Below are 5,780 nucleotides of genomic sequence, written 5' to 3' on the forward strand. Positions count from 1 at the left end.
TTCTCTTCGGGAATGAGAACGGTCTTGATCCCGCCACGCAGCGCCGCGAGCAGCTTCTCCTTCAGCCCGCCGATGGCGGAAGCGTTGCCGCGCAGGGTGACCTCGCCGGTCATGGCGATGTCCTTGCGCACTGGCAGCCCGGTCAGCCCCGAGCCGATCGCTGTCCCCAGGGCCAGACCCGCCGAGGGTCCGTCCTTGGGCGTCGCGCCATCCGGCACGTGCACGTGGATGTCCCACTTGTCGAAGCGCGGCGGCTTGACCCCGATCTGCGGCGCGATGGAGCGCACGTAGGAGGACGCGGCCTCGATGCTCTCCTTCATCACGTCGCCGAGCTTGCCGGTGGTCTTCATCCGACCCTTGCCCGGCAGACGCAGCGCCTCGATCTGCAGCAGGTCACCGCCCACCGAGGTGTATGCAAGCCCGGTGACGACACCGATCTGGCTTTCTTCCTCGGCCAGGCCGTAGCGGAACTTGCGGACCCCAAGGAAGTCGTCGAGGTTCTCGGAAGTCACGTCGACGTGGTCGGCCTCCTTCTTGACGATCTTGGTAACCGACTTCCGTGCCAGCCGCGCGATCTCGCGCTCGAGGTTCCGCACCCCCGCCTCGCGGGTGTAGTAGCGGATGATGTCGGTGATCGCGCCGTCGCTGACCGAGAACTCGCCCTTCTTGAGACCGTGCGCCTTCACCTCTTTGTCGAGCAGGTGACGCTTGGCGATCTCGAGCTTCTCGTCCTCGGTGTAGCCCGAGAGCGGGATGATCTCCATCCGGTCAAGCAGCGGGCCGGGCATGTTGTAGCTGTTGGACGTGGTCACGAACATCACGTTCGACAGGTCGTATTCCACTTCGAGATAGTGGTCCACGAAGGTCGAGTTCTGTTCGGGGTCCAGCACCTCGAGCATGGCCGAAGCCGGGTCGCCACGGAAGTCCTGACCCATCTTGTCGATCTCGTCGAGAAGGATGAGCGGGTTTGTGGTCTTGGCCTTCTTCAGCGCCTGGATGATCTTGCCCGGCATCGAGCCGATGTAGGTCCGGCGGTGACCGCGGATCTCGGACTCGTCACGCACGCCACCCAGCGAGATGCGGATGAACTCGCGCCCGGTGGCTTTCGCCATCGACTTGCCGAGAGAGGTCTTGCCGACGCCCGGCGGGCCGACGAGGCAGAGGATCGGGCCCTTCAGCTTCTGGCTGCGCGCCTGCACGGCGAGATACTCGACGATCCGCTCCTTGACCTTCTCGAGGCTGTAGTGGTCGTGATCGAGGATCTCCTGGGCCTTGTTCAGGTCCTTCTTGACGCGCGAGCGGGTGCCCCACGGGATCGACAGCATCCAGTCGAGATAGTTGCGCACGACCGTGGCCTCGGCGGACATGGGCGACATGTTCCGCAGCTTCTTGAGCTCGCCCTCGGCCTTTTCCTTCGCCTCTTTCGAGAGCTTGGTCTCGGCAATGCGCGCCTCGAGCTCGGCGACCTCGTTCTGGCCGTCCTCGCCGTCGCCGAGTTCCTTCTGAATGGCCTTCATCTGCTCATTCAGATAATACTCGCGCTGGGTCTTCTCCATCTGCGACTTGACGCGGGTCTTGATCTTCTTCTCGACCTGCAGGACCGAAAGCTCGCCCTGCATCAGCCCGTAGACCTTCTCGAGCCGCTCGCTGATCGCGAGGGTCTCCAGAAGCTCCTGCTTCTGCTCGACCTCGATGCCGAGATGACCGGCCACGAGGTCGGCAAGCTTGGCGGGCTCGGTGGTCTCGGAGACCGCCGACAGCGCCTCTTCGGGGATGTTCTTCTTGACCTTGGCGTAGCGCTCGAACTCTTCGCCGACGGTGCGCACCAGCGCCTGGATGGCGGCGGGATCGCCGGGCATCTCGGTGATGTACTCGCAACGCGCCTCGAAGAAGGCCTCGTTCTCGATGTATTCGGTGATGCGCACGCGGCTCTGGCCCTCGACCAGCACCTTCACGGTGCCGTCGGGCAGCTTGAGCAGCTGCAGCACGTTGGCGAGCACGCCGGCACGGTAGATGCCGTCGCTCTCGGGATCATCGACCGCGGGGTCGATCTGGGCGGCAAGCAGGATCTGCTTGTCGTCCGCCATCACCTCCTCCAGTGCCTTCACCGACTTCTCGCGCCCGACGAACAGCGGCACGATCATGTGCGGGAACACCACGATGTCACGCAGCGGAAGCACCGGATAGGAGGAATTGAGGGGCTGTTGCATAAGCATTCCTTCGTCTTGGCAGGACGGACCGGTCCCGGTCTTCCGGCAACCCCCGCCGTCCCCTTTGTCGGAGTCAAAGGTGGGGTCGGGTCCTGTCGAAATCAACCACGCCCTTCTCCGGTCGGATCAGTGTGGCGAAGCGCGTCATTGCGCGCAAGGTGACATTTGCACGAAACCCCGCATGTCCAGCGCAGCTCGCAGCAAGTTTTTGCGCCGCGCGCACCTTGTCTGACGGGTTTGCGTCTGACGGGTTTGCGTCTGACGGGTTTGCGACCATCGGGCCGGACCCGGACCGTGCGTCGGTCGGGCGGATGTTCGTGGGGGATCTTCGGCGCGCGTGATCAGGCGACCCCGCCCGCGCGACGCCGGCCCCGGGTGATGCGCGCGGGGCCGGTCGGCGGCGAGAGACCGAGCAGGGATTGCTCAGCCGTCCTTGCGCTTGTCCTGCGCGGCCTTCATGCGCTCCAGCAGTTCGGACTTGGAAGCCTTGGCCCCCTTGCCCTTGCCAGTGCCCTTGCCCTGAGGCGCTTCCTTGTGGCGGTCGTAACGCGGTGCGTTGGCACCGGAGCGCCCCCCACCCATCTTCGAGTAATCCATGATCCGGCTCCTTGCCGACTGTGCGGACCCTGCTTTACCGCCAAGGACCACACCCGCACAAGCCCGGAGCGTACGCCCTGAACGGCACGGCCCCCTTCGCACGGAAGAGGGCCGGCCTTGGTGGTTCCCGGATCACGCGGCCCGGACGGGCCTGATGATCAGGCCGCCGCGTCTTCCAGCGTCGGGTAGTCGGTGTAGCCCTCGGAGCCGCCGCCGTAGAAGGTGCTCTGGTCGCCGCTGTTGAGCGCGGCACCGCGCTTCAGCCGGTCGACGAGATCCGGGTTCGAGATGAACGGGCGTCCGAAGGCCACCAGATCCACCTTGCCGGACTCCACCGCCTCGATGGCGAGATCGCGGTCATAGCCGTTGTTGCCCATGTAGGGCCCCTCGAAGAGCGCGCGCAGCGCATCGAGGCTCTCGCCTTCCTTGAGCTCGCGCGAACCGCCGGTGGCGCCTTCCACGAGGTGCAGGTACGCGAGCCCGTAGGGGTTCAGCTTCTTCACCACGTATTCGTTCATCGCCTGCGGCTCGTCATCGCTGATGCCGTTGGCGGGTGCGAAGGGCGACAGTCGCAGGCCGGTGCGGTCGGCACCGATCTCGGCAGTCACCGCGTCGAGCACCTCGAACAGAATGCGGGCGCGGTTCTCGATCGAGCCGCCGTAGGCGTCCTCGCGCTTGTTGGCGCCGGTCTTGAGGAACTGGTCGATCAGGTAGCCGTTGGCGCCGTGCACCTCGACCCCGTCGAAGCCCGCCTCGATCGCCAGCGCCGCGGCCTTGCGGTAATCCTCGACCGTGGCCGAGATCTCGTCGACGGTCAGCGCGCGCGGCACCGAGGTCTCCTCGAAGCCCGCCTTGGTGAAGGTCTTGGCGCCGGCACCGATGGCCGAGGGCGCCACGGGCGCCTGCCCGCCGGGCAGCAGCGAGGTGTGCGAGATCCGGCCCACGTGCCAGAGCTGCACGACGATCTTGCCGCCGGCCTCGTGCACCGCATCGGTCACGCGCTTCCAGGCGGCCACCTGCGCCTCGGTGTGGATGCCGGGGGTCTGGATGTAGCCCTTGCCCATCGGCGAGATCTGCGTGGCCTCGGTGATGATGAGCCCGGCGCTGGCGCGCTGGCGGTAGTACTCGACATGCAGGTCGCCGACCTCGCCGGTGTCGTCATCGGCGCGGTTGCGGGTCAGCGGGGCCATGACGATGCGATTCGACAGCTCGATGGCGCCTGCGGTGAACGGGGTGAAGAGTTTTTCGGTCAAGAGAGTCTCCTTCCGTGGTGCGGTCCGGTGGGGAGAGGGGAAGGACCGCAAGACTTGTCGGTCCGAGATAATCCTCTGCCGCGTGGCGGCAACGGCAGAGGCCCCTGCGTGCGCGCACAAGCTGCCCTGCGCTCAAGCACCGGGCAAAGACTGCCTGCGAAATGATCAGAGCGGCCCGATGTCGCCCTCGGCCCGGACGGCGTGGAACTCGGCCTCCCAGGCTGCGAAGCGTCCCTCGGCGATGGCGTCGCGCATGCCCTGCATGATCTCCTGGAAATACTGGAGGTTGTGCCAGGACAGCAGCATCCCCGAGATCATTTCGCCGGCGCGGTAGACGTGGTGCAGGTAGGCGCGGGAATAGCCGGTGCAGGCGGGGCAGCTGCACTGCTCGTCCAGCGGCCGCGGGTCGTCGGAATGGCGGGCGTTCTTGATGTTCACCACGCCGTGACGGGTCCAGGCCTGCCCGGTGCGCCCCGAGCGGGTCGGCAGCACGCAGTCCATCATGTCGATGCCGCGCTTCACCGCGCCCACGATGTCGTCGGGCTTGCCCACGCCCATCAGGTAGCGCGGCTTGTCCTCGGGCAGAAAGCCCGGCGCATAATCGAGGCAGCCGAACATCGCCTCCTGCCCCTCGCCCACCGCGAGCCCGCCCACGGCGTAGCCGTCGAAGTCGATGGCCTTCAGCGCCGCGGCGCTCTCCTCGCGCAGGTCGGGCTCCAGCCCGCCCTGCTGGATGCCGAAGAGCATGTGGCCGGGGCGGTCCCCGAAGGCATCGCGCGAACGCTGCGCCCAACGCATCGAGAGCCGCATGCTCTCCTCGATTCGCGTGCGGTCGGCGGGCAGCGCCGGGCATTCGTCGAAGGCCATGACGATGTCCGAGCCCAGCAGCCTCTGGATCTCCATCGAGCGCTCCGGTGTCAGCATGTGCCTGGAGCCGTCGATATGGCTGCGGAAGCTGACGCCCTCCTCGGTGAGCTTGCGCAGGGCGGCAAGGCTCATCACCTGGAACCCGCCCGAGTCGGTGAGGATCGGCCGCTCCCAGTTCATGAACCTGTGCAGCCCGCCCAGCCGCGCGATGCGCTCGGCGGTCGGGCGCAGCATCAGGTGGTAGGTGTTGCCGAGCAGGATGTCGGCGCCGGTCGCGCGCACGTTCTCGGGCATCATCGCCTTGACGGTGGCGGCGGTGCCGACGGGCATGAAGGCAGGGGTCCGGATCTCGCCGCGGGGGGTCGAGATCACGCCGGTGCGGGCAGCGCCGTCGGTGGCGGTGAGGGTGAACGAGGTGCGGGTCATGCTCCTGCTCTGCCGCAAACCGCGGCGCTTGCCAAGCCCGAGCAGCGGGGCGAGGCGACGCAGGGTGGCCAGCGCGGGCGGACGGGCGTCACAGGGCGGGCAAGGCGGGGCGGCCGGAAAATCCCGCGCAGTCGATCGTCTCAGGCCCGGTTCACCTCTCTCGCCGCCCCTTCCACCCATCGCCCCCAAGGGAGACCGCCCCCAATGGTCCGCATCCTCGCGCTGGACCTCGCCGCAAGCATCCCTGCCGTCCCCGCCCAAGCCGACCTTCGGCACGTTCCATGACACGCTGCGTGCCGCCGCGAAGACCCCCGCTCTACGGCGGGAAGGGCCCCGGCCCCCCCGACGGCCGCTCCCTCGCGCGCGCAGGGCCAGGGCCACACGCCGACGCGGCACATCCACCGCAACCGCAACGGCTGCGGCCCGC

4 protein-coding genes are annotated in these 5,780 nt (G+C 67.3%); all 4 read right to left on the minus strand.

Features of this window, described 5'->3' with window-relative positions; translation table 11 throughout:
• Positions 1 to 2,210 (minus strand): endopeptidase La (lon, locus tag HC022_RS17825; RefSeq protein ID WP_167453329.1); only part of this gene is annotated, 2,210 nt, incomplete at its 3' end.
• A 423-nt stretch (positions 2,211 to 2,633) separates the two neighbouring features.
• Complete coding sequence (locus tag HC022_RS17830) at positions 2,634 to 2,807, minus strand: hypothetical protein (RefSeq protein ID WP_008885503.1); 174 nt, start codon at positions 2,805 to 2,807, stop codon at positions 2,634 to 2,636.
• A gap of 158 nt (positions 2,808 to 2,965) precedes the next feature.
• Entirely contained in the window at positions 2,966 to 4,060 is a 1,095-nt protein-coding gene (locus HC022_RS17835; RefSeq protein ID WP_167453330.1) for an alkene reductase, read from the minus strand.
• A 165-nt stretch (positions 4,061 to 4,225) separates the two neighbouring features.
• Complete coding sequence (gene tgt, locus HC022_RS17840) at positions 4,226 to 5,353, minus strand: tRNA guanosine(34) transglycosylase Tgt (protein WP_167453331.1); 1,128 nt, start codon at positions 5,351 to 5,353, stop codon at positions 4,226 to 4,228.
• Positions 5,354 to 5,780: the final 427 nt, after the last annotated feature.

The organism is Salipiger sp. HF18 (genome assembly GCF_011806505.1).
Taxonomy (GTDB): domain Bacteria; phylum Pseudomonadota; class Alphaproteobacteria; order Rhodobacterales; family Rhodobacteraceae; genus Salipiger; species Salipiger thiooxidans.